This window comes from Actinocorallia sp. A-T 12471, assembly GCF_033875155.1.
Lineage (GTDB): Bacteria > Actinomycetota > Actinomycetes > Streptosporangiales > Streptosporangiaceae > Actinocorallia.
In genome coordinates this window covers 179,035-202,121 of sequence record NZ_JAWZTE010000004.1, presented here as the reverse complement: position 1 = coordinate 202,121, position 23,087 = coordinate 179,035, and the positions used below count along the sequence as shown (strand labels likewise).

Sequence of the window (23,087 nt, the reverse complement as noted above, 5' to 3'; positions counted from 1 at the left end):
GGGCGGTCATGACCATCGGCCTCACCGAAGAGGAAACCGCACTCGCCGACGCCGTCGCGGGCTTCGTGTCCCGGCACGCCTCCCGCGAGTCGACCCGCGCCGCACTCGACGGGCTCGCCGCGGGCGTGACCCCGCAGAGCTGGAAGGCGCTCACCGCCCAGGGCCTGCTGTCGGTGCACCTGCCGGAGGAACACGGCGGAGGCGGCGGTACCGGCCTCGACCTCGCGGTCGTCGTGGCCGAGGCGGCGCGCGGGCTGTACCCCGGGCCGTTCCTGGCGACGGTCCTCACCAGCTCGATCCTGACCTGGGCGTCCGACGGGGCCGCGCCCTTCCTCGCGCGCTTCGCTGAAGGGGCCCGGGGTACCTGCGCGCTGGACGCCGCGGGCCTTACGGCAAGGAAGACGCCGACCGGCTACACCGTCAGCGGGACCACGGGCCCCCTGCTCTCGCCCAAGGACGCTGAGCTCGTGCTGTTGGCCGCGCAGGACGGCGACCGGGAGATCTGGTTCGTTCTCGACGGCCAAAAGCCGCACGACGTAAGCGCGCTGGAAGGCGTGGACCCGACGCGCGGCCTCGGCAGTCTCACCCTCGCTGACCACGAGGTGCCGGAGAGCGCGCTCGTCACCGTGCACCCCGGGCGGGCGCGCGACCTCGCGGCGACCCTCTTCGCCGCCGAGGCGGTCGGCCTGATCCGCTGGTGCCTGGAGACCGGCGTGGAATACGCCAAGACCCGCGAGCAGTTCGGCCGCCCGATCGGCTCGTTCCAGGCGATCAAGCACAAGTGCGCCCGCATGTTCGTCGAACTCGAGACGATGGCGGCGGCGGCATGGGACGCGGCGCGCGCCGTCGGCGGTCCCGACGACCAGCTGACGCTCGCCGCCTCCGGCGCAGCACTGGTGTGCGTGCCCGCCGCCCGCCGGCTCGCCCTGGAGACCATCACCCTGCTCGGCGGCATCGGCTACACCTGGGAGCACGACGCCCACTTCGCCTGGCGGCGCGGCGTCCAGCTCGGCGCGCTGCTCGGCCGTCCCGACGGCTGGGAACGCAGGCTCGGCGTCGCGGCACTCACCGCGGAACGCGAGTTCACCGTCAAGGTCGCCGAGCAGGACCCGGAGGCGCGCGCGGAGATCGCGCGGATCATCGACGAGGCCGCGGCCCTCACCGAGCCCGCACGCCGCATCCACCTCGCCGAGCACGGCATGGTCGCGCCGCACTATCCCGCGCCCTACGGACGGGCGGCCACGCCGATGGAACAGCTCGTCATAGCGCAGGAGTTCGAGCGCGCCGGGATCGTCCAGCCGAGCACGGTCATCGGCGAATGGGCGCTGCCCACCCTCCTCGCCTACGGCACGCCGGAGCAGATCGCCGAGCACGTCCCGGCGAGCCTGCGCGGCGAGGTCGTCTGGTGCCAGCTGTTCAGCGAGCCGGGCGCGGGTTCCGACCTCGCCTCCCTGAGCACCCGGGCGGTCAAGGTGGAGGGCGGCTGGCGCGTCAACGGCCAGAAGGTCTGGACGTCGAGCGCGCACGAGGCGGACCGGGCGATCTGCCTCGCGCGCACCGACCCGGACGCGCCGAAGCACAAGGGGCTCTCGTACTTCGTGGTCGACATGGATTCCGAGGGCGTCGAGGTGCGTCCGCTGCGCGAGGCCAACGGCGGCTACCTGTTCAACGAGGTGTTCCTGAACGACGTCTTCGTCCCCGACTCCCGTCTTGTGGGGGAGCCCGGACAGGGCTGGACGCTGGCGCGCACCACGCTCGGCAACGAACGCGTCAGCATCGGCAGGATGAGCCTGACCCAGCTCGACCTGCCCGCGCTCGCCCGCGCGCACGGCGCGCCGCAGGACGACCGGGTGCTGTGCGAGTTCGGCGGGCTCACCGCCGCCAACCAGGCGATCGCCGCGCTCGGGTTGCGCGCCACCCTGCGCAGCGTCTCCGGGCTCAAGCCGGGCGCCGAGGCCAGCGTGATCAAGGTCGCGGCCGGCCTCCAGACGACGGCGATCGCGGACACCGCGCTCACCTGGGTCGGCGCGTCCGCGGCGGATTCCGCCGACCAGGTCGTGCGGACCTACCTGTCGGTTCCCTCGCAGCTCATCGGAGGTGGAACCGTCGAAATCCAGCTCAACGTGATCGCCGAACGGATCCTCGGACTGCCGCGCGGCTGAGCCGCCGACCGCACCGCGCCCCTGGCCGGTACCACCCCCACCCCACCGTCGGAGGAAACCGTGACCACCCCGCACGCCCACCGAGACAAGGGTGCCGCCGCCGCACCCGTGACCCTGACCTGGCCCGGCGACCGGCTGCTCGCCGACGACCTGCGCGCGGCGCTGTGCGGTCCCGGCGCGCCGTTCGAGCGGACGATCGAAGACGTGCTCGGGACGCCGCTCGAAGTGTTCGTCCAGCGCGCGGGGAACGTGCGCGAACTGCTCGTCCACGCCCGGCGGACCACGCCCGACCTGCCCTACCTCGTGTTCGACGGACCGGAGAAGGAGACCTACACCTACGCCCAGGCGCACGACCTGGCCGCCGCCTACGCCGAAGTCCTCGCCACCGGCCACGGGGTGGCCAAGGGCGACAGGGTCGCCGTCGCCGCGCCCAACACCAGGGAACACGTCATGACGTACTGGGCGGCCGTCTCGCTCGGCGCGATCGTCGTCGGCCTGAACGGCTGGTGGACCCCGCCGGAGATGGCACACGGGGTCGAGCTGACCGAGCCCGCGCTCGTGCTCGGCTCGGGAAGGCCACTCGAGCGGGTGTCCGAGGCGGCGTGGATCGCGTCGTCCGGTGTCCCGGTCGTCCACCTCGCGGACCTGCACCGGGCGGCGCTCGCCCTTCAGACCCCTCCCGCCGAGCTGCCCGCGGTGCGGATCGACGAGGACGACCCTGCCGCGATCATGTTCACCAGCGGGACGACGGGCCGTCCGAAGGGCGCGACGATCTCGCACCGCAACTTCGTGTACTTCGCCATGAACGGGATGCTCAACGGCGCGTTGAACACGGTCAGGGACGCCGGCCGCTACCGGGAACCGGGGCAGGGCGTGCAACGCGCCTCGCTGTGCGTCAGCCCGCTGTTCCACGTGTCGGGCATCGGGATCACCCTGGCCGCGGGACCGGCGTCCGGCCTCAAGGTCGTGTTCCCGGGCCCGGGACGCTGGGACGCCGAACGGGTGCTCGGACTCACCGACGAGTACCTGATCACCCAGTGGAGCGGCGTCCCGACCCACTACTGGCGGCTGCTCAGCCATCCGGAGTTCGACGGGTACCGCACCGGCCAGGTCACCATGGCGGGCAGCGGCGGCGCGGTGTTCGCCCCCGAGCTGATGCGCTTCATCACCGAGCGGATGCCCGGCGTACAGCTGGGCAACGGCTACGGCATGACCGAGACGCTCGGGACGGGGACCCTCACCAGCGGCTCGCTGCTCGAAGCCCACCCGGACTCGGTGGGCTGGGCCATCCCCTGCACCCGAGTCCAGGTGCGCGGCCTTGACGACGAGCCCCTGCCGGAAGGCGAGATCGGGGAGATCCACATCCAGGGCCCCGGCGTCTTCCTCGGCTACTGGCGCGACCCCGAGGCCACCGGGAAGGCGCTCGCGTCCAACCGCTGGTACCGCACCGGGGACTACGGGCGCATCGAAGACGGCCGCCTGTACCTGGAGAGCCGGATGCGCGACCTGATCCTGCGCGGGGGAGAGAACATCTACCCCATCGAGATCGAGTTCCGGCTCGTGGCACATCCGCTGATCGCCGAGGCGTGCGTCATCGGGGTGCCGGACAAGGTGCTCGGCCAGGAGGTGAAGGCGTTCGTCGTCCTCGAAGACGGGGCCGCCCTGACCGTCGAGGAGGCGAGAGCCTGGGTCGGCGCTGCCCTCGCGGCGTTCAAGGTGCCGGCCTACGTCGAGTTCAGGGACGCACTGCCCTACAACGAGACGGGAAAGGTGATGAAGCGGCTTCTCGAAGAGGAACAGCAGAAATGACGGCACACGCGTTCGACCACATCGCCATCGCCGTCCCGGACTGGGCGCGGGCCGGCCCGTGGCTCGCCGACGCCCTCGGCGGACGCTGGGGGCACGGCGCGCGCATGCCGCACATGGACGTCTGCCAGATCCACTTCGGCAACGACACACGGATCGAGCTGCTCGCACCGGGATCCGCGCCCGACTCGTTCGTCCGCCGGTTCCTCGCGCAGGGCGGCGGACGGCACCGGCCGCACCACCTCACCTTCAAGGTCGACGACATCGAGCGGACCCTCGCCGAGGCCGGTGCGCGGGGGATCGGCCCGATCCTCGTCAACCTCGCCCATGACGTGTGGCGGGAGGCGTTCCTCCATCCGCGGGACACCGGGCTCGGGTTCCTCGTCCAGTTCGTCCAATCGTCGCTTGACCCGGCCACCCTGGAGTCGGACGTGCGCGTGCCCGCGCCGTGGCCGGACCGCGCGCACGGCGACGCGGCGGACATCGAGTTCGTGTTGGCGCGCGTGCCCTCACTCGACGTCCCGCGCACTGTGCTCGGCGACGTCCTGGGCGGGAAGGCCGAGGAGTTCCGCACGCCGGGCGGTGAGCCGGGCGTGTGCTTCTCCTGGGCGCACGGTGCGCGAGTGGTCGTCGTAGGTTCCGGCGATCCGGGCGAGGCGGCCGGAGTACGGTCCATCGGGCTGGGATCATCGCCGGAGCTCGACATTCCCGCCGCGCCCGTCGGCCACGGCCTCGCGGACACCGGTCTCCTCGACGTTCTGGGCGTATCCCTGCTCGTGCCCGTGTGATCAGCGTGGCTCCGGCGCGCCCAGGTCGGCGTGGCGTCCCCGGGCAGTTCGGTGCCCGGGGACTTTTTCTGAAACGTAGTTCTCTCATCAACTGGTTCGGCACCCCTGCGCGGGGGCCGAGTCCGAGGGCAAAGAGACAGGTGATGCGTTTGCGGAACTGCGTCTCCGGCTTGGGCGTCTGCGGATGCGAGGGCCGCGGGAATTGAAACCTCGTTGCCCTAAACTGGCCCCGTGAGCCACGACTTCTTCCGCGCGCCGGTGACGACGATGACCCCCAACCAGCTCGCCCGGCGCAAGAAGCTCACCGAGGCCGTGATCGACATCGTCTCCGAGACCGGACCGGAGAACCTCCAGATGCGCGAGGTCGCCGAACGCTCCGGCGTCGCCCTCGGCACCGCCTACCGGTACTTCTCCTCCAAGGAGCACCTCCTGGCCGCCGCCTGGGCCGACTGGCACGGCCGCCTCACCGACCGCGTGATGGCGGAGATGAGCGCCAGATCAGGAAAAAAGCCGGAGGACACCGCCTGCGAACGCGTCCTCGCCTTCGTCGAACGCGAGATGCGCGCCTTCCAACGCAACCCGAACTTCGCCCGCCTCGCCGTCAACCTCGAAGCGTCCAGCGACCCCTACGTGAGCGAGACCCTCGAGGAGATCGCCGCAGCCAACCACCAGACCATGCGGGCCCTCATGTCCGGCGTCCCCGAACACGTCGCCCGCCCCGCCCACGTCGCCATAGCCTCAACCCTCGGCATGGGCCTCATCTCCTGGACCACCGGCCGCTCCACCCTCGCCGACACCCTCCGCGACATAGCCGACGTAACCCGCCACGTCCTCCAAAACCACTAACCCCCACCCGTCCATACCAACACAAGCCCTCAACCCCGAGGACATCAGTCCCCGTCAGCCAGGCCCGCGATCACCTCCCGGAGCGACCCCACCGCCACACTCGCGACGTTGGGCTGCGAAGCAGCGACCCCCACGACAACAAACCGCCGATCGAGATGCGACGGCGCCACCTCACCAACCACACGACCGGGCACATCACCAACAGCAACGATCAGATCACAGTCAAGAGCGATAAGGGTCCCGAGGAACGGACGAGCATTGGCAACCGTCGCAGGGCCCGTGGCAGCGAGGTACTGGACCTTCACCCGGGTCTCGACAGAAGCATCCTGAAGGGCGGTCCAGACGGCGGAGGTCTCGGGTTCGGTCACACCGTCGGCACCGGTGAGCAGGCACGCTTTGCTGTCGAGGTACTGGCGGGCCCGCGGCTCCTCGCCTCCGGTCAGGACGCCGAAGAGGGCGATGAGCGCGAGGACGGCAACCGCCCCGCCAAGAGCGGCGACCACCCGTCCCAGCGGGGGTAGGTCACGCGCCCACTGTGTCGCGCGTTGGAGAAGGACCCGCACCGCACCTCCAGCTCGGCGTCGCCGCATCGGTCGGCTCCGCACACTCGGCCGAGATCATGATGAACGTCTCATCTCCGTGTCAAGTGTGAGGTAAATCACTAGCTCGCCGGGAACTCACATCACCTGCGCCTTTACTGATTGTGGTCGTAGGGAGTTGCTCCGTGTAATTCCCTCGCTCTTGATCTTTGAGGCTTTCGCGAGCTACTTCTTCATTCGTCCCGATCTGTTCTGTCGGGTTGGGTCTTCTCGCCCTCCGTGGCGGCTGGACGCAGAGGATGTGGCGAGTGATCAGCTTGTCGCTGTCCCAGGTCTTTCTGGGCCTGGTCGTGTTGGTGTCGGCCGTCTGGGCCGGCGCCGCGATCGGTCGGCGTCTCAGCGGCCGCCGCCGCCGTGAGGTCGGCAGGTTCGGGCGACGGTCGCGCGTGCGACTCGCCGTGACAGCCGCCGCCGCGCTGATCGCCACGATCACGGCGGACTCGGCGCTCGCCGTGGGCGGTCTCGTGCAGACGCCCGCGCTGACGCTTCCGGACTACGGCACAGTCAAGGGCCTCGTCACGGGTGAGCCGAAGCCCGACTGGGGCAAGCTGCCGCGTCAGGACGGCGGCAGCGCCAAGGACAGCCCGACACTCGTGGACACCGAGGAGACGCGGGACAAGCGCAAGGGCAACGGCCACAAACCCAAGCCCGGCAAGGGCGAGCTGCCCGAGTACGAGCCGTTGAAGCCGAAGCACGCCGAGGGGCCGAGCGCGAAGGGCACCGTCGGTTTCGTCGAGCGGACCAGCAAGCGCATCCCGGCGAAGTCGACGGCGACGTCGACGTTCTACGAGAACGCCGACGGCACCACCACCCGGATCATGAGCCAGACCCCCGTCAACTACCGGGACGAGAACGGCGTCTGGAAGGAGATCGACACCACTCTGACGCGGTCGGGCGGTCGGCTCAGCGAGACCGCGAACGACATCAGCACCGACTTCGCCGGCTCGGCGGCCGACCCCCGGCTCGTCAGCATGACCGTCGGAGGGCATGAGATCTCCTACGGCCTTGAGGGCGCTGCAGCCGTCCAGCCGACGGTCTCCGGCAGCGCCGCGACCTACCCGGACGCGCTGTCGAACACCGACGTCGAACTCGAGGCAACGCCGACGGGCGTCAAGGAGACCCTGATCCTCAAGTCGGCCGACGCCCCCACCGAATGGGTGTTCCCGCTGGACACGGGCGGCCTGACCCCGGTACTCGACGAGGTCGGCGGCATTCTGTTCCAGGACCCGCGCGGCAAGGTCGTCACCCGCGCGCCGCCGCCGTTCGCCGAGGACGCGAAGTTCGACCCGGCCTCCGGCCTCCCCGCCTCGACCAAGGACGTCCGATACCGCCTGGAGGACCGGGAGGGCGCCAAGGTCCTCGTGATGACGCTCAACCCGGAGTGGCTCGCCGCCCCCGAGCGTGTGTTCCCCGTCAAGGTCGACCCGACCTACACGATGTACTCGACGACGACCTACGTGATGACGAACGCCAACGGCGACCACTCGATGGAAAGGCTCATCGCGGTCGGCTCGTGGGACAACGGCCCGCACACGGCGCGTTCGTACCTGAAGTTCCCCGATCAGGGCATCGACGGCTCCGGCGTCACGGTGACGGCCGCCAAGCTGCAGGTGTTCAACGTGTGGGCGAGCACCTGCGCCGCCATGCAGTTCGACATGTTCGAGGGGCTGGAGCCATGGAACTCATGGGACGCCAAGATGCAGTCCTACGCAACGTCGCCGGGGTACACCCAGTGGCTCGGTTTCGCCTCAAAGACCCTGACCACCGCATGCACGAACACGAGTTTCGACCCGACGATCGGCGAATGGATCGACGTCCCGGTCGCCGCCGCCCACGTCCCGATCATCGACGGCTGGGCCAAGGGCACCCGGCCGAACTATGGTCTGGTCCTCTCCTCACCGGTCAATGACAACGCGCACTGGAAGCAGTTCGCCTCGTCCAACAACTGGTCGACGCCGCCGAAGTTCGTCGTCACCTACACCGGCAAGATCCCGCCGAGGGTCCGTAACCAGGCCCCGGCCGAGGGCACAGTCTTCGACACGCTCACTCCGACGCTGTCGGCCACCGGCGAGGTCGACCCGTCGGTCGCGACGACCCGGATCAGGTTCAGCGTCTACGACGACGCCAACACGCTCGTCGCGGACTCCGGCAACGTCACGGCGACCGATTCCGCGGCCTCCTGGACCGTCCCCGCCAACAAGCTGACCTGGGGAAAGTCCTACTACTGGACAGCCCAGACCTATGACGGGACAAGCTATTCGCCCGATCCGGACTGGTACACCTTCTCCGTCCAGGTGCCCCAACCGCTGATCCTCAGCTCGCTGTCGGAGAACGACGAGCGCGGGTTCGATCCGGGCAACGGCAACTACACGACGTCCGCGGTCGACGCCGACGTCGAGGTCACCGGACCCGACCTCGCCGTCAACCGCGACTACAACTCCCGCGACCCGCGCATCACGGGCGCCTTCGGCGCAGCCTGGTCGAGCGTGTTCGACGCCGAGGTCGCCGAGCAGTACACGACGTCGGGTGCGGTCAAGAGCGTTAACGTCACCTATCCCGACGGCGCCGTCACCGGGTTCGGCAAGAACGGCGACGGTTCGTTCAGCCCACCGTCGGGCCTGTACGTGTCGTTTCGGTCGGTCACCGGCGGCTACACCCTGACCGACAAGAACGGGACCATCTACACCTTCACCCAGTCACTCGGCGGCGGTCGGTACGGAATCTCCTCGATCGCCGACGCCAGCGGTCGGGCACTGAACTTCACCTGGACGTCGGGCAGGATCACCAAGGCGACGTCCGCCATCTCGGGCAGGTCGCTCACCCTGACCTGGGCGACGCCGTCCGGCGCGCAGAAACCGCACGTCACCACCGTCACCACCGATCCGGCGACGCCCGGCAATCCGGCGACCGTCCAGACCTGGACCTACACCTACACCGGAGACAGGCTGACCCAGGTCTGCTCGTCCGGCTGCACCGCATACGGCTACACCTCGGGCTCCAACTACCACTCCCAGGTCCTCGACCGGGACGCCGACTCCTACTGGCCGCTCGCTGAGACGTCCGGCACCGTGGCCAAGAGCGCCAACCTCGAGAACCAGGGCTCTGACTCGGCCACCTACGCGAACGTCACGCTCGGCGTCCCCGGTCCGCTGGCCGGGGGGTCGGCGACGGCCGCGAGCTTCAACGGGACGAACTCCCTGGTCCAGTTGCCCCGTACCTACAAGGTCGGCACCAAACGCCCACAGGCGATCTCGCTGTGGTTCAAGGGGACGACTCCCAACGGAGTCCTGTTCTCCTACTCCAACGAGAACCCGCGCTACCAGGCGACCGCGCCCAGCGACTACACACCCGCGCTCTACGTCGACTCGGCCGGAAAGTTGAACGGTTCGCTGTTCACCAACCAGCCGGCGAGCCAGTACACGCCGATCACCAGTCCGAACGCGGTGACCGACGGCAACTGGCACAACGTCGTGCTCACCGGTGACGGCGGCACCCAGTGGCTGTACCTTGACGGCGTCCTGCTCGGCAGCAAGACGGGTCTGCACGAGGTGCCGGGCCAGTGGAACAACATCGTCGGCGCGGGATATCTCGGTTACAAGTGGCCGAACCAGCCGAACTACTCCGCGACCGTCAAGACCGGGTACGCCAACTTCTACAACGGCCAGATCTCGAACGTCGCCTACTTCGACAAGACCCTCACCCAAGGCGACGTCGGCCACCTGCTCAACGTCGCGAAGACCCCGAACGCGTTCCTCACCTCGACGACCCGGCCGTCCGGCAAGGCGTTCGCCGCGATCGCCTACGACGGGGTCACCGGAACCGTCACCCAGGTGACAGACGAGAACGGCGGCGTCTGGAAGATCGCGGCGCCCACCGCCCAGGGCTCAAGCGCCGTCTTCCGCGGCGCGGTGCTGGGTGCCGCCCCCGCCACCTACTTCCGGCTCGCCGACGCCCCTGGCAGCGCGGCGGCCGCCGACGAACTCAACGCGGGAACCGGCACGTACGCCAACGTGACGCTCGGCGCGGCCGGACCGTTCGCCGACAGCAGCGCCGCGTCCTTCAACGGCACCTCGTCCTATCTCCAGCTACCGACGAACAACCAGGTCACCAGCGGTCCCGGCACCGTGGAGATGTGGTTCAAGATGCCGGCGGGCAACACTGCGGGCGGTGTGCTGTTCGCCCAGCAGGACCACACCCTCGTCGGCGCGACCGGCGCTGACTGGGGCTACGTGCCCGTCCTGTACGTCGGCGTCGACGGCAAGCTCCGAGGCAAGTTCTGGGACGTCAACGGCAGCGGCGGCGGCCTCGTCTCGACCGCCAAGGTCAACGACGGTGCCTGGCACCATGTCATGCTCTCGGCGACCGCCAACTCCCAGACGCTCTTCCTCGACGGCGCACCGCAGGGCAGTCCGACGACCGGCGCGCTCCAACCGTCGTCGACGAACTTCGTCTACGTCGGCGCGGGCATGGCAGGCGGTTCCTGGCCCAGCCATCCGACCAACACCCTCGGCTACTTCCCCGGTTCCATCGCGCACGTCGCGTTCTACCGGTCCTCGCTCACCGGTCAGGACGCCGAGGCGCGGATGGTCGCGGCCCGCGGGGCGAACGGGCTCGCCCCGATGAAGTCGGTGGTCGTCACCGATCCGGGCAACAAGACGCTCCGCTACGACTACGACCTGGCCAACGGCGGACGGCTGCTCGCGATCACCGATCCGCTCGGCAAGAAGACGAGCTTCGGCTACGACACCGGCGGCTTCCTGCACACCGTCACCGACGCGAACGGCAACATCGACGTCACCGGCCACGATGTCCGAGGCAACATCGTGTCCAGGACGAGCTGCCAGAACCAGGCGGCGAACCAGTGCTCGACGGAGTACTTCAGCTACTGGCCCGACGCCACCACCAAGCAGCTCACGCCGGACCCGAGAAACGACCTGCTGCTGACGGAACGTGACGGCCGCTCCACCGGACCGACGGACGACCGTTTCCTGACCGTCCACGCCTACGACACCGTCGGCAACGAGACGGAGATCGTCACCGCGCCCGTCCCCGGGTTCCCGGCCGGGCGGTTCACCAAGGTCTCCTACACCAACGGCACGACGATCGCGGCGGCCGACGGAGGCTTCGCGCCGCCGAGCCTGCCCTACCGGACGGTCTCGCCCGGTGGCGCGACGACGAACACGACCTACTACAAGAACGGCGACATCGCCAAGATCGTCGACGCGGCGGGGCAGGAGACCCGCTTCACTTACGACGGACTGGGTCGGAAGAAGACGGTCACGGTCGTCTCCGACGCCAATCCCGCCGGGCTCACGACGACGCTCACCTACGACGCGATCGGCAACGTCACCGAGCAGCTCTCCCCACCCGCGACCAACCGGGTGACCGGCGCCGTCCACACACCGAAGACCGTCACGACCTACGACGCCGACAGCAACGTGCTGACGCAGACGATCAGTGACCTGACCGGCGGCGACGCCCCCCGGATAACGTCGCAGACCTACAACGCGTTCGGTCAGCTCGCCACGAGCACGGACGCCCGCGGCAAGACCACGACGTTCGCCTACGACGCCTACGGCAACAGGATCCGCGAGACCGACGAGACGGGGCAGATCACCGAGTTCGGCTATGACCCGAACGGGCGCCTGACCACCACGACACTGAAGAACTACGTCGGCGACCCCAACGATCCGTTGCCCGCCACCAACCTCGTGGTCGAAGCCCGCGCCTATGATCCCGCGGGCCGTCTCGCCACCGTCACCGACGCGCTCGGCTACCAGATCCGGCACACCTACACCGACAACGACCTCACCACCAAGGTCACCAGGGTCGACCAGAACGGCCAGAACCCCTACGTAGAGGAGGAGACCGCCTACGACGCGGCGGGCAACGAGATCTCCAAGACCACGAACAACGGCGCGACGACCGAGACCGCCACCATCGACTCGGCGGGACGAGTCGTCGCGACGGCTCTCGACCCGTCAGGCGTCAACCGCAGGACGACAGTCTCGTACACGGCCGACGACGAGATCGCCACCCTCACCGAGACTGACAACGGCGGCTGGCCGATCACCACGTCCTTCACCTACGACCCGCTCGGCAGGATGAAGAGCAAGGCAGTCTCGGGAGACGACCCCGGCCACCCGCTCGGCTGGTGGCGGCTGAACCAGACATCGGGGACGACAGTCCACGACGCCACCGGCGACGGGTTCACCGCGGCGGCGGGGCCCGGTGTGTCCTGGGCGGACAACGCGGCGGTGTTCAACGGTGCCGCCGGGGCACAGATCGCCACCAACGGCCCCGTCGTGGACACCTCGCAGAACTTCACGATCTCGGCATGGGTGAAACCCGCGACGCTCGCCACGACGCAGACTGTCGTCAGCCAGGACGGAAACCGCATGAGCGGCTTCTTCCTGAAGTACGAGAGCCAGAACGGCAAATGGGTCTTCATGCGGGTCGACCAGGACAGCGACTCGCCGACGGCCTGGCCCGCGGTGAACGGGACGACGCCCCCGCAGGTCGGGACGTGGGCGCACCTGACCGCGACCTTCAACGCGGCCGACGGCACGATGGCGCTGTATGTCAACGGGCAGCCGCAGGGCACGGCGACGAACGCCACACCGTTCAACGCTGCCGGACCGCTGGTGATCGGCCGGGCCAAGTATGCGGGCGCGGCGGTGGACTGGGCCAACGGGTCGATCGCCAACGTCCAGGCGTACAACCGGGTGCTGACCCCCACGGACATCACCAAGCTGTACACCAACGGCCGTAACGGCGGCACTACGGCGTCCTACACCAAGGCCACCACCCGCTGGGCGCTCGACCAGCGCGGCCTCGCCACGTCCATCACCGACCCCAACGGCCACGTCACCGACTACGTCTACGACGAGAACGGGCGGCCGACGCAGGTCACCCTGCCGACGGTGAACGTCGAGACCGGCGGCGGCACGCCCATCGCGGTCCGGCCCGTGTCGCTGACCGGGTACGACACCTTCGGCGACACCACCGAGGTCCAGGACTTCAACGGGAACGTCACCGTCACCGCCTACGACGCGGAGGGCCAGAGAACCAAGGTCACCCAGCCGTCTTACACCGCGCCAGGCGCGGGATCGCCGACCGTCTCCGAGCAGTCCTGGACCTACGACGACGCCGGACAGGTGGCCGCCGAGACCGACGGCCTGGGCAAGACCACCACCTACACCTACGACCAGCTGGGCAACGTCGCGAAGATCGAGGACGCCAAGGGCGGGCTCACCAAGACCGCGTACAACGCCAACGGCCAGGCGGTCAAAACCGTCACGCCAGGGGGCGCGCAGAGGCTGGCCACCTACGATCACCTCGGCCGACCGCTCACCGAGACGGTGCTCGACCGCTATCCCTCGCCGACGACGTCCACGACGACCTACTCCTACACGGCGTCGGCGACGAACCCCGGCGGCGCCTTCCTGGCGTCGGAGACCAGCGCAGGCGGCGTCACCACCACGTTCGGATACAACAAAGTCGGCGAGCAGACCAGGATCACCGACGCCGGGGGCGCGTCGACCACGACCGTCTATGACCAGCGCGGCCGTCCGAGCAGGGTGAACCTGCACGACGGGACCTCGGTCCGCACGAACTACGACCTGCTCGACAACCCGACGACGATCAGGACCTTTGCCGCCGATGGCACGACAGTGCTGCGGACCGTCGCCCATGCCTACGATGCCGCCGGGCAGCTGATCTCGATCACGGACGCCCGCGGCCACACCACAACGTTCACTCGCGACGCGCTCGGCCAGGTCACCGCGCAGACCGAGCCGGTCGACGCCACGAGCGGCATCACCACGTCGTTCGGGTACGACGCGAACGGCAACCGGACCAGGTTCACCGACGGCCGTAACAACCCCTGGATCTACACCTACAACTCCTGGAACAAAACCCAGACCGAGGTCCAACCCGCAGCCGGCGCCCACACGAGCACCGCCGCCCGCACCACCACCGTCACCTACGACGCCAACGGCAACACGATCAAGACGGTCGCGCCGGACGGCGCCACGGTGAACAACGCCTACGACGACCTCGGCCGCCTCACCGGCCAGACCGGAAGCGGCGCGGACGCCGGCACCGCCACACGTACCTTCACCTTCGACGCCGACAGCCGCCTGACGAAGGCCGAGACGTCGGCGGTCGGCGTCGCGATTCCGGCAACGAGCCAGACCTTCAGCTACAACGACCGCGGGCTGCCGCTCACCGCCGCGGGCTCGGCTGGCTCGAGCGGCTTCGCCTACAACGCCGACGGTCGCCTGACCTCGCGGGTTGACGCGGCGGGCACCACGTCCTACACCTACGACGCCGCCGGGCGTCTGGCCACCCTCAACGACCCGGCGACCAGCAAGCAACTCACCTACGGTTACAACACGATGTCGGAGCTCACGAGCGTCACCTACGGGGCCGGCGGGAACGTCCGTACCTTCGGCTACGACAACCTCCACCGGCTCACCTCCGACACGCTGAAGAGCAGCGGCGGCAGCACGATCGCCTCGGTGACGTACGGCTACGACGCAAACGACAACGAGACCTCCAAGACCACGACGGGCATCACCGGCGCGGGTACCAACACCTACACCTACGACCGCTCCGACCGGCTCACGAGCTGGAACAACGGCTCTGTCACCACCCTGTACGAGTACGACGCGTCAGGGAACCGCACACGGGTCGGCGCGAAAACCTTCACCTACGACGCGCGCAACCAGCTGACGTCGGACGGCACGAACACCTACATCTACACCGCGCGCGGCACCCTCGCGGTGGAGACACGGCCTGGCGGCGCCGTCACCTACACAAGCGACGCCTACGGCCAGCAGATCACCCAGGCGACCGTCGCGGGCGGCACCCAGACCTACCGCAACGACGCGCTCGGCCGGAACGTCTCAAGCAGCGGGGACGGCGGTTCCCGCACCTTCACCTACACCGGACTGGATAACGCGCTCGCGTCCGACGGCTCCAGCACCTACACCCGCACGCCCAACGACACGCTGCTTGGAATCGGCACCCCGAATGGCTCCGGGGGCTCCACCGGGACCGGGGTGTTCGCCTTCCTTGACGTGCACTTCGACGTCATCGCGAACTTCACCGGGACGGGCGGCCTGAGCGGTTCCACGACGTTCGACCCGCTCGGCAACGTCGTCGCCACCACGTCGATGGCGGGCAACCTCGGCTTCCAGTCGGGTTGGACCGACGCCGCCACCGGCAAGGTCGACATGTGGTCACGCTGGTACACCCCGGCGACCGGCCAGTTCCAGAACCGGGACACGATCTCCCTCGATCCGGTCGGCGACTCCATCGCCAACAACGGTTTCGCCTACGTCGACCAGAACCCGCTGACCGACATAGACCCGACCGGCCACTGCGGGCTGTTCAGCAAGCTCTGTGGCTTCACCAACGCGATCAAGAACACCGTCAGCAATATCAAGACCTCCCTGAAGCCGGTCTCTACCTTCGTCTCCAACACCTACAAGGCGACGGCGAAGAAGGCGAAGGAGGCCGCGAAGGCCACCAAGCGCGCCTTCCAGGCGACTGTCGCGAAGGTAAAGGACGTCAAGAAGCAGGCCGTCAAGAAGGTCAAGAACTACTACACCCAGAAGAAGAAGCAGGTCCGCGACACGACGCGTCGGATCAAGGAAGGCTATGCCAACACCAAGAAGAACATCCGAAAGAAACTGGAGAAGAAGCTACCCAAACGCGTCATCAAGAGCCTGACGACATCATTCAAAATCGTCGAGGACTCGGTCAAGGGCACCTTCAAGATGGCCACCGATCCGCTCGTCAGCACCTTCAAGTGCGCGGGCGGCAACTGGAAGTCCTGCGGCAACCTCGTCAAGACGATCACCAACCCCATGGGTGATCCCCTGGAGAACGCCAAGGGATTCGTTGACACGGTGAGTGACGTGGTCGGCGACTGCAAGAAGGGAGACTACGACTCCTGCATCACCAAGGCCCTCACCTACACCGCCATCTCTCTGTTCACCCGCAAACTCCCCCTTCCCAAGGGCGCGAAGAGCCCCGGTGCGCCCAAGCCCAAACCGAGCAAGCCCGCAGCATCCGCCCCCGCCCCCGGCCCCAAACCACAGAACCAGCCCAAGAACAGCGACACGGACGGCGTCGCGTGCCCGATCCCGGCCGAGAACAGCTTCGTGCCCGGCACGCTGGTCCTCATGGCCGACGGCTCCACCAAGCCGATCGAAAAGATCAAGATCGGTGAGAAGGTCCTGGCCGGCGACGTCTCCTCCGGCAAGAACGCTCCTCGCACCGTCGTGGCCACCATCGAAGGCTCCGGCGAGAAGAACCTCACCACCCTCACCATCGACACCGACGGCCCCGCCGGCTCCGACACCGCCACCCTGACCGCCACCGACAACCACCCCTTCTGGGTACCCACCCTCACCGCCTGGACCGACGCCGAAGACCTCAACCCCGGCCAGTGGCTCCAACTCTCCAACGGCACCCGAGCCCAAATCACCGCCGTAACCCACCAAACCCGCCCCACCAAAGTCCACAACCTAACCATAACCACCACCCACACCTACTACGTGCTTGCCGGTCAGACGCCCGTCCTTGTCCACAACTGCGGGGGTAGCGGTGACCCCACCGCCAGGGGCGGGGTCTACACACTCCGAGATGCGGACGATAACGTCGTCAGAACGGGTCGGACGAACGACTTGGCTCGGCGCGAACGTGAGCACGGCCGTGCCGATGAGACTGCCGACTTCCGGTTCCAGGTGGAGTATCGTACGAACGCGTATCGTGAGCAGCGAGGCCTGGAACAGATCATCTGGATGCTTAACGGGCGACCGACGCTCCCAGGCGTGAGGCGAACCAGTCCAGTGCGCGTAAGAAATCGCAACTACAACAATTACATGGATGCTGCCGGGCAATTCTTTGCCAGGTGGTTCCCGAACTGAGGTGAGCTTAGATGGCCCGGTCACTTCCCTACGCGACAGGAGACGTCGTCGCTGTACCGCTACGCGACGAGGGGTTTGCGCTCGGCGTGGTCGCACGAGCTGACGGGAAGGGGATCGCTCTCGGATACTTTTTTGGCCAGCGAGTCGACACGTTGGACAATGTGGCCGGGCCGTTTGACCTCGAACCTGGTAATGCTTCAAAGATCTGCCGATTCGGCGATCGCGGCATCATCAAAGGGCTGTGGCAGGTCGTTGGTCGGGTCGCTGAGTGGGATCCAGAACAGTGGCCCGTTCCCACCTTCTGTCGCAATGGAGAGGTATTGGTTCAGTACGATGATCAGACACTCAAAATCGTCAGTGAACTGAAATCTTCCCCGCAAGGGTGCAAAGATCTCCCTGAGGACGGGCTGGAAGGCTCGGGATTTGTGGAAATCAAACTCACGAGGCTTCTCGAGGCTCAAAATCGATGAGGGCCGGCGTGCTCGGACGTCGTCGGGGATCGCTGGGATGCGGTCGCGTTGCCGTCAGCGTTGCCGTCAAGCGGGAGGGGCGGTTGTAGGTTTCCTACAACTACTCTGAGCTGGCCTTCTACCGGGCTGCTGGCGGTCGGACGCTCGGACTCTCAGCGGAGTTCGATCAGTGACTGCATCGACGGCCGATGATGCTGCCGGGGGCGTGCCTGGCGGCGGGGAGCTTCGCAATTCTTGGAATGTCCGAGGCGGGCTCTGCTGGCTCTTGGGGCAAACGTGTGGACGTTGGCGCAGTTCGCCTCGATTGAGCTGTAGGCCCGTGACCTCAGGCTCTTTGTTGGCGGGCGGGCTGCCGGGCCGGAGGCAAGAGGCGGGCCCGTCCCGGGCGGACGTAGCCCGCGGCGCGCCGGAGGCGTGCTCTTGATACTTGTAGAGGAAGTTTCAGCCAGCTCGTGTTGTGACTGGCTACCCTGCGTGCGCGGTGACGGGGGTTGAGGGCTGTGGGTCGGCGAGCTGAGCGGTCGGTTTGGGCAGGGGCGGGAGCCCGTACGCTGGCCCGGTGCATCGGGCAGGCTTTTGGCCTGCCCGCTGAGGCCCGATCAGGGCTCCTGTGAGGGTGTTCCCTGCCCAAACCGATCGCGCCCGCATTCTCGGGACCTGAGCCACCCGCTGATCCGGCCCCCGAAGCTCCTGGACGGCCGGCTCCTCGTCGCAGCCCCTGTCATGCCGTTCGGGCAGCGTTCACTGCTCCTGCTTGTTCCTCTGGGCTGCCGTCACCATTGCCGTCAACAACCACAACCGACCGGACACTCTCCGAACAACCACCAGGCACAAGCCACGTTCCACAACCCATAAACCGCCGAAATATCAGCGCAGCCGCACACCCACTACGTGCTGGCCGGTGACACTCCGGTCCTTGTCCATAACGACGGTGGCGATGGTCTGGTCACTGTGGGACGTTGGATGTCAATGAATGAGTACACTCGAATGGCGAAGACGGGCATGGTACAGCCTGGCGGCGGCGGTTATGCCTACGTGGTTTATCCGGCATCGTCTGATGCTTTCATCCCGAACAGGTCAGGATCGGTCTACGTAGAGTTCGATGTTCCCCGATCGTCGCTTATTCCAGGCGGACGTCCGGGAGACTTCAAACTGGCTGAACCCGACACTACGATGGGCCGCTACTGGGCGAAAAAGGGCGGTACTGTGGGAATGCCCGAGGCAGGAAGCATTCGACTCGGTGGAGGTGCTCCATGCCCCTGAGAGGTATCGCTCTGCTGGAGGCAGTGCGAATGGCCATCTCCAGAATTGAGCCTGGGGGTGCGCTATCGATAGCTGACTCATCGGTATCGGACTCGCCAGATTCTTGGTCCAACAGGTCAGTCTCATGGGAGGTGGCGGCCGGTGATCTAGCTGCGCAGATGGTGGTCTGGGAGGACGGGAACGCGGAACTTGATCTCGTTAACATGGCAACGGTCGAAGCACGCTCGGAACATCGCCAGATCGATGACACCAGCGACGTGCAGTCAGCCGTAAAGACGGTATGTGATTGGCTATCTGGGTAAAGCATGCGCTTCCCGTCCGGGTGTGTCCTTAATGAAATGCCGGGTCTGTCCAGTGGTTGGGCGCCCGGTTCGACCTAAACGGCATCTTCTCGCGCTTCCTGGACCGAGGGCCTGGGTGTGAGATGTGAGATTTTTCAAGACTGTACAATTCAGATCATCGACGTGGATAATGTGGGTGGCGAGCGGGTTCTCGAATTTGTCGACCGGCGAACAGTGAGACAGGTGCTCTCATGGCTATCTACAACACGACGGATGAATGGTCGAACGCGCGTGTTTCGATCAGTCCAAGGGTCGAAAGCGTGGCCGAGGAATTCATGGAATGGGCCCGGCGAGTCGCACGCCAGATCGTGACCGAGGAAGCACGATGAGTGTCTGATGCGCGTCGATGGTCGCCTACGTTGCCGTCACGGTTGCCGTCAGGCCGATAGGGCGGTTGTAGGTTTCCTGCAACCGCCCTGGCCTGGGGTTCTGCGGGGGTGTCGCCGTCAGGCGCTCGCTCCGTCGACGGGTTCGCGCGGGGACCAGGCGAGCTGTTTGCCTTGACCTCCTCGAGTTTCGTTGTACCCCTCGGAGTCCGACAAGACGGCGCGCAACAGGACTGCCGCGTCCGGATCCTGACGATCGCTCGCCCGCCGGTTGGGCGTTTGGGTTCTGTGCCGTCACCGTGTCCGCTGTAGATCCTTAGCCCGACCTGCTGTTCGCCGGTGCTGAGCGCCCGGATGTGTCCCTGTGGATCATCTTTCCGGGCGGGCTGCCGGGCCGGAGGCAGGAGGCGGGCCCGTCTTGGGCGGGTGGGGCCCGCGGCGTGCCGGAGGCGTGCTCTTGGTACTTGTAGAGAAAGTTTCGGCCAACCACTCCTGCTTCGGGGTGGAGTTCAGTCCTCGTTGGGGACGTCTTTGATCTTGCGTCTGGCTTGGGTGGCGCGGTGGCTGTACAGGGTGAGTTCGACTACGTGGGGTGCTGGGTGTTCCAGTACTCGTCGACGTCGCGGCGGGCGTGGAGGATCTTGTTGATGTCGCCGGTTGCGATGGCCTCGCTTGAACACCCGGAAAACGGGGCTTCTGGCGGCCGCTGAGCCTCGCCGGGTAACGTTCGCCCCTGTTGCTGTCAACAGCCGCAATCGGAAGGCCACTCACTGGATAGGCGGCGGGTCATTAACGGAAGAATTAATTACCCTCGTGAAGAAATATTAGGATGCAAGATTAATATCGCGAAAATTGGAGGGGTCTGCTGGTGGAGCATATTCCGGCCGAGGTCTCGATCTCTGAGCTTCGGCAGGTGTTCGAGCATCTGATTGACTTTGTTGATTCTCATTCGCCTTCTGGGGTTGTTATAGTTGAAAGAGATGGATTCTGGTCCATTCCAGTTATCGAGGATGATGTCTACGAAGGGCCGCCTGAGCCGACGATTGGCATGGTCTCCGAGTCCTGGGAAAACCTCCAATCCATGATTGGTGGCGATCGGGTGGTCGGGTACGGACTGGTCTGGCTCTCTGATGTCCTGCGAGCAATCGGTAAGGAGCTGCCGATCTGATGCCCTCGCTCGATGTCCTGGCGCCCTAACTACGCCCGGACTGGACTGCCTGGATAGTGCACGGGCTGGCGTAGGGGCTCAGGCCGTTATGGTGAGGTTGGTTTTGCGTAGGGCGGTTACGAGGGGTGGTGGGGCCTTGGTGATTGAACCGGTGTTGTAGGGGGGTTGGGGGTCGTATTCGAGGACTAGTTGGATGGATTGGGCGATGCGGTCGCTGGTGAGGAGGCCGGTCAGGTGGAGGGCCAGGTCGATGCCGGCGGAGACGCCGGCGGCGGTTGCGTGTTTGCCGTCCAGGACGACTCTTTCGGAGGTCGGGATTGCTCCGAAGGCTTCGAGGAGTTCCATGCAGATCCAGTGGGAGGTGGCGCGTTTGCCGGTGAGGAGACCTGCGGCGGCCAGGAGGAGGGAGCCGGAGCAGACTGAGGTGGTCCAGGTTGTGGTCGTGTCGGCCTGGCGGATCCAGTCCAGGACGGGCTCGTCGTTGAGGAGTTCGGCGCAGCCGGGGCCGCCGGGGACGAGGAGGATGTCGGGGGAGGTGATGTCGGTCAGGGAGGCGTCGGCGGTGAGGGCGAGGCTGGTCATGTCGGTGCGGATGGGGCCGGGGTTGGTGGCGACGAAGACGATTTCGGAGCCGGGGATGCGGGACAGGACCTCGTAGGGGCCTACCGCGTCCAGGGCGGTGAAGTTGTCGTAGAGCAGGATGGCTGTTTGCATCAGGGGCCTTCGGTGGGGTGTGGGTGGAAGCGGTGGCGGTACTGCAAGGGCGGGACGTTGAGGGCGCGCACGAATGCGCGGCGCATGGTCTCGGGGGTGCCGTAGCCGCAGGAGCGGGCTATTTGGGCGATGCCTTCTTCGGTGTCTTCGAGAAGGCGGCGGGCGGCCTCCAGACGGACGGCCTCTACGTAGCGGCCGGGGGTCATGCCGACTTCGGCGGCGAAGGCGCGTGCGAAGTGTCTGGTGGACAGGGAGGAGCGGCGGGCCAGGGCTTCGACGGAGAGGTCGGCTTCGGGGTGTTCGTCGATCCAGCGTTGTACGTCGCGTAGGGGGTTTCTTGTGGCGGTCTGTGCGGCGAGGTGGGTGCTGAACTGGGCCTGGCCGCCGGGGCGGCGCAGGAAGACGACGAGGTGGCGGGCGGCGAGCAGGGCGACGTCGCGGCCCAGGTCCTCCTCGACAAGGGCGAGCGCGAGGTCGATGCCCGCGGTGACGCCGGCCGACGTCGCGACGTGTCCGTCGCGCACGTAGATCGGGTCGGGATCGACCTCGACGTCCGGGTGCCGCCGCGCGAGCGTCGCGCAGTACGCCCAGTGCGTGGTGGCGCGGCGTCCGGACAGCAGTCCGGCTTCGGCGAGCAGGAACGCGCCGGTGCACACCGAGACGACCCGGGTGGCGCCCTCGGCCAGCGCGCTGATGCGCTCCACAAGACTGGCCGGTGGATGCGCGGTGCCCGCCCCGCCCGGGACGACGAGGGTGTGCGGCGCGTCGACGAGCGCGAGGTCGGCGTCGGGGAGCAGCCGCAGCCCCGACGTCGTCCGCACCGCCTCCCCGCCCGGCGACGCCGTCGTGACGTCGTACGCGCCGGTCCCATGAAAGACCTCGACGGGTCCGGTCACGTCGAGGCTCTGCACACCGTCGAAGACGACGACGAGCACACTGCGCGTTCCCATGCCGTCAGCCTCGCAGCGGTCCCGGACGGCGGCAATGACGGCTCTCCCACCTTTCCTGCCATCGTCACCGGGCGCGTACGCGCGGTTCCGGAAAATGTCAGACCCGGCTCATAGCCTGGCCGGGTGAGCATGAACGGCAGGTACGCGCGGATCACGGCCCGCAAACTCGGCGCGGCCATCGTGGACGGGACATGGGCGCGGGGATACGTCGACGCGCTGGAGGAGGCGGAAGATGAGGCCCCGCCGCCACCGGCTCGCGCGCGCACGCTCAGTGTCGGGTGGGCGTGGCAGGCGCTGGCCTTCCTGCTGGCCAGGGCCGCTTTCCCGGTCGATCTCGTACACGGCGGCAAGGAGTTCGGCGGCGCGGAGTGGGGCTACGGCCCGCCACGCTACCTGGAGCCCGACGAGGTCGCCCTGGCCGCCCGCGCCGTCGGCGAGACGTCCTTCGCGGCCCTCACCGACGGGGTCGCCCCGGCCGATCTCGCGGCGGCCGACCTCTATCCGTCGGGCAAGTGGTCCTCGCCGGACGCGCTCTTCGAGGTGCAGGCGTTCTACGAGCCGCTGCACCTCTTCGTCCGCGCGGCGGCGCGCGAGCGTGAGGCCGTCCTGCTCTGGATCGAGTTACGCCGGGGCGTCGCCGAAGGTGATGGCACGGATACCGGAATTCTGTTACTGCAAGGGGGTGGAAACTCTCATCGTTGATCGTTTCGGGCG

Annotated in this window: 12 protein-coding genes; 9 read left to right on the top strand and 3 right to left on the bottom strand. The window is 67.3% G+C overall.

Features of this window, described 5'->3' with window-relative positions:
- Positions 1-8: 8 nt before the first annotated feature.
- The 4 genes from R9X44_RS13245 (at position 9) to R9X44_RS13230 (ending at position 5,602) form a co-directional block, all read left to right on the top strand.
- Entirely contained in the window at positions 9-2,162 is a 2,154-nt protein-coding gene (locus tag R9X44_RS13245; protein ID WP_319814404.1) for an acyl-CoA dehydrogenase, read from the top strand.
- A 60-nt stretch (positions 2,163-2,222) separates the two neighbouring features.
- Positions 2,223-3,971 carry a class I adenylate-forming enzyme family protein gene (locus R9X44_RS13240; protein ID WP_319814403.1) on the top strand — a complete coding sequence of 583 codons (1,749 nt, stop codon included), beginning with the start codon at positions 2,223-2,225 and terminating at the stop codon, positions 3,969-3,971.
- Positions 3,968-4,756 (top strand): VOC family protein, encoded by a 789-nt coding sequence (locus R9X44_RS13235; RefSeq protein ID WP_319814402.1) that lies wholly within the window; start codon positions 3,968-3,970, stop codon positions 4,754-4,756. Before R9X44_RS13240 ends, R9X44_RS13235 begins: the two co-directional genes overlap by 4 nt.
- Before the next feature lie 231 nt (positions 4,757-4,987).
- The gene (locus R9X44_RS13230) at positions 4,988-5,602 is read left to right on the top strand and encodes a TetR family transcriptional regulator (protein WP_319814401.1); all 615 of its coding nucleotides are present in this window, start codon (positions 4,988-4,990) and stop codon (positions 5,600-5,602) included.
- A gap of 44 nt (positions 5,603-5,646) precedes the next feature.
- Here the strand turns inward: R9X44_RS13230 and R9X44_RS13225 are convergent, their stop codons facing one another.
- Positions 5,647-6,105, bottom strand: a complete 459-nt coding sequence (locus R9X44_RS13225) for a hypothetical protein (protein WP_319814400.1) — start codon at positions 6,103-6,105, stop codon at positions 5,647-5,649.
- Between the two features lie 344 nt (positions 6,106-6,449).
- Here R9X44_RS13225 and R9X44_RS13220 point away from each other — a divergent pair, with 344 nt between their 5' ends.
- The 4 genes from R9X44_RS13220 to R9X44_RS13205 all read left to right on the top strand — a co-directional run bounded on the left by R9X44_RS13220 (position 6,450) and on the right by R9X44_RS13205 (position 20,709).
- Positions 6,450-17,141: a LamG-like jellyroll fold domain-containing protein gene (locus tag R9X44_RS13220; protein ID WP_319814399.1), complete on the top strand. Its 10,692-nt coding sequence runs from the start codon at positions 6,450-6,452 to the stop codon at positions 17,139-17,141.
- Positions 17,142-17,152: 11 nt separating this feature from the next.
- Positions 17,153-17,611, top strand: a complete 459-nt coding sequence (locus R9X44_RS13215) for an immunity 26/phosphotriesterase HocA family protein (protein ID WP_319814398.1) — start codon at positions 17,153-17,155, stop codon at positions 17,609-17,611.
- Positions 17,612-19,406: 1,795 nt separating this feature from the next.
- Positions 19,407-19,544, top strand: coding sequence for a hypothetical protein (locus R9X44_RS13210; RefSeq protein WP_319814397.1), 138 nt, complete (start codon positions 19,407-19,409; stop codon positions 19,542-19,544).
- Between the two features lie 865 nt (positions 19,545-20,409).
- The gene (locus tag R9X44_RS13205; RefSeq protein WP_319814396.1) at positions 20,410-20,709 is read left to right on the top strand and encodes a hypothetical protein; all 300 of its coding nucleotides are present in this window, start codon (positions 20,410-20,412) and stop codon (positions 20,707-20,709) included.
- Between the two features lie 78 nt (positions 20,710-20,787).
- On the opposite strand, the gene R9X44_RS13200 is transcribed toward R9X44_RS13205, so the two are convergent.
- Both R9X44_RS13200 and R9X44_RS13195 read right to left on the bottom strand, forming a co-directional pair.
- Entirely contained in the window at positions 20,788-21,423 is a 636-nt protein-coding gene (locus R9X44_RS13200; RefSeq protein ID WP_319814395.1) for a DJ-1/PfpI family protein, read from the bottom strand.
- Positions 21,423-22,373, bottom strand: a complete 951-nt coding sequence (locus tag R9X44_RS13195; RefSeq protein WP_319814394.1) for a GlxA family transcriptional regulator — start codon at positions 22,371-22,373, stop codon at positions 21,423-21,425. Before R9X44_RS13195 ends, R9X44_RS13200 begins: the two co-directional genes overlap by 1 nt.
- 129 nt (positions 22,374-22,502) lie before the next feature.
- Between R9X44_RS13195 and R9X44_RS13190 the strand changes: the two genes are divergently transcribed.
- Positions 22,503-23,075: a DUF1877 family protein gene (locus R9X44_RS13190; RefSeq protein WP_319814835.1), complete on the top strand. Its 573-nt coding sequence runs from the start codon at positions 22,503-22,505 to the stop codon at positions 23,073-23,075.
- Positions 23,076-23,087: the final 12 nt, after the last annotated feature.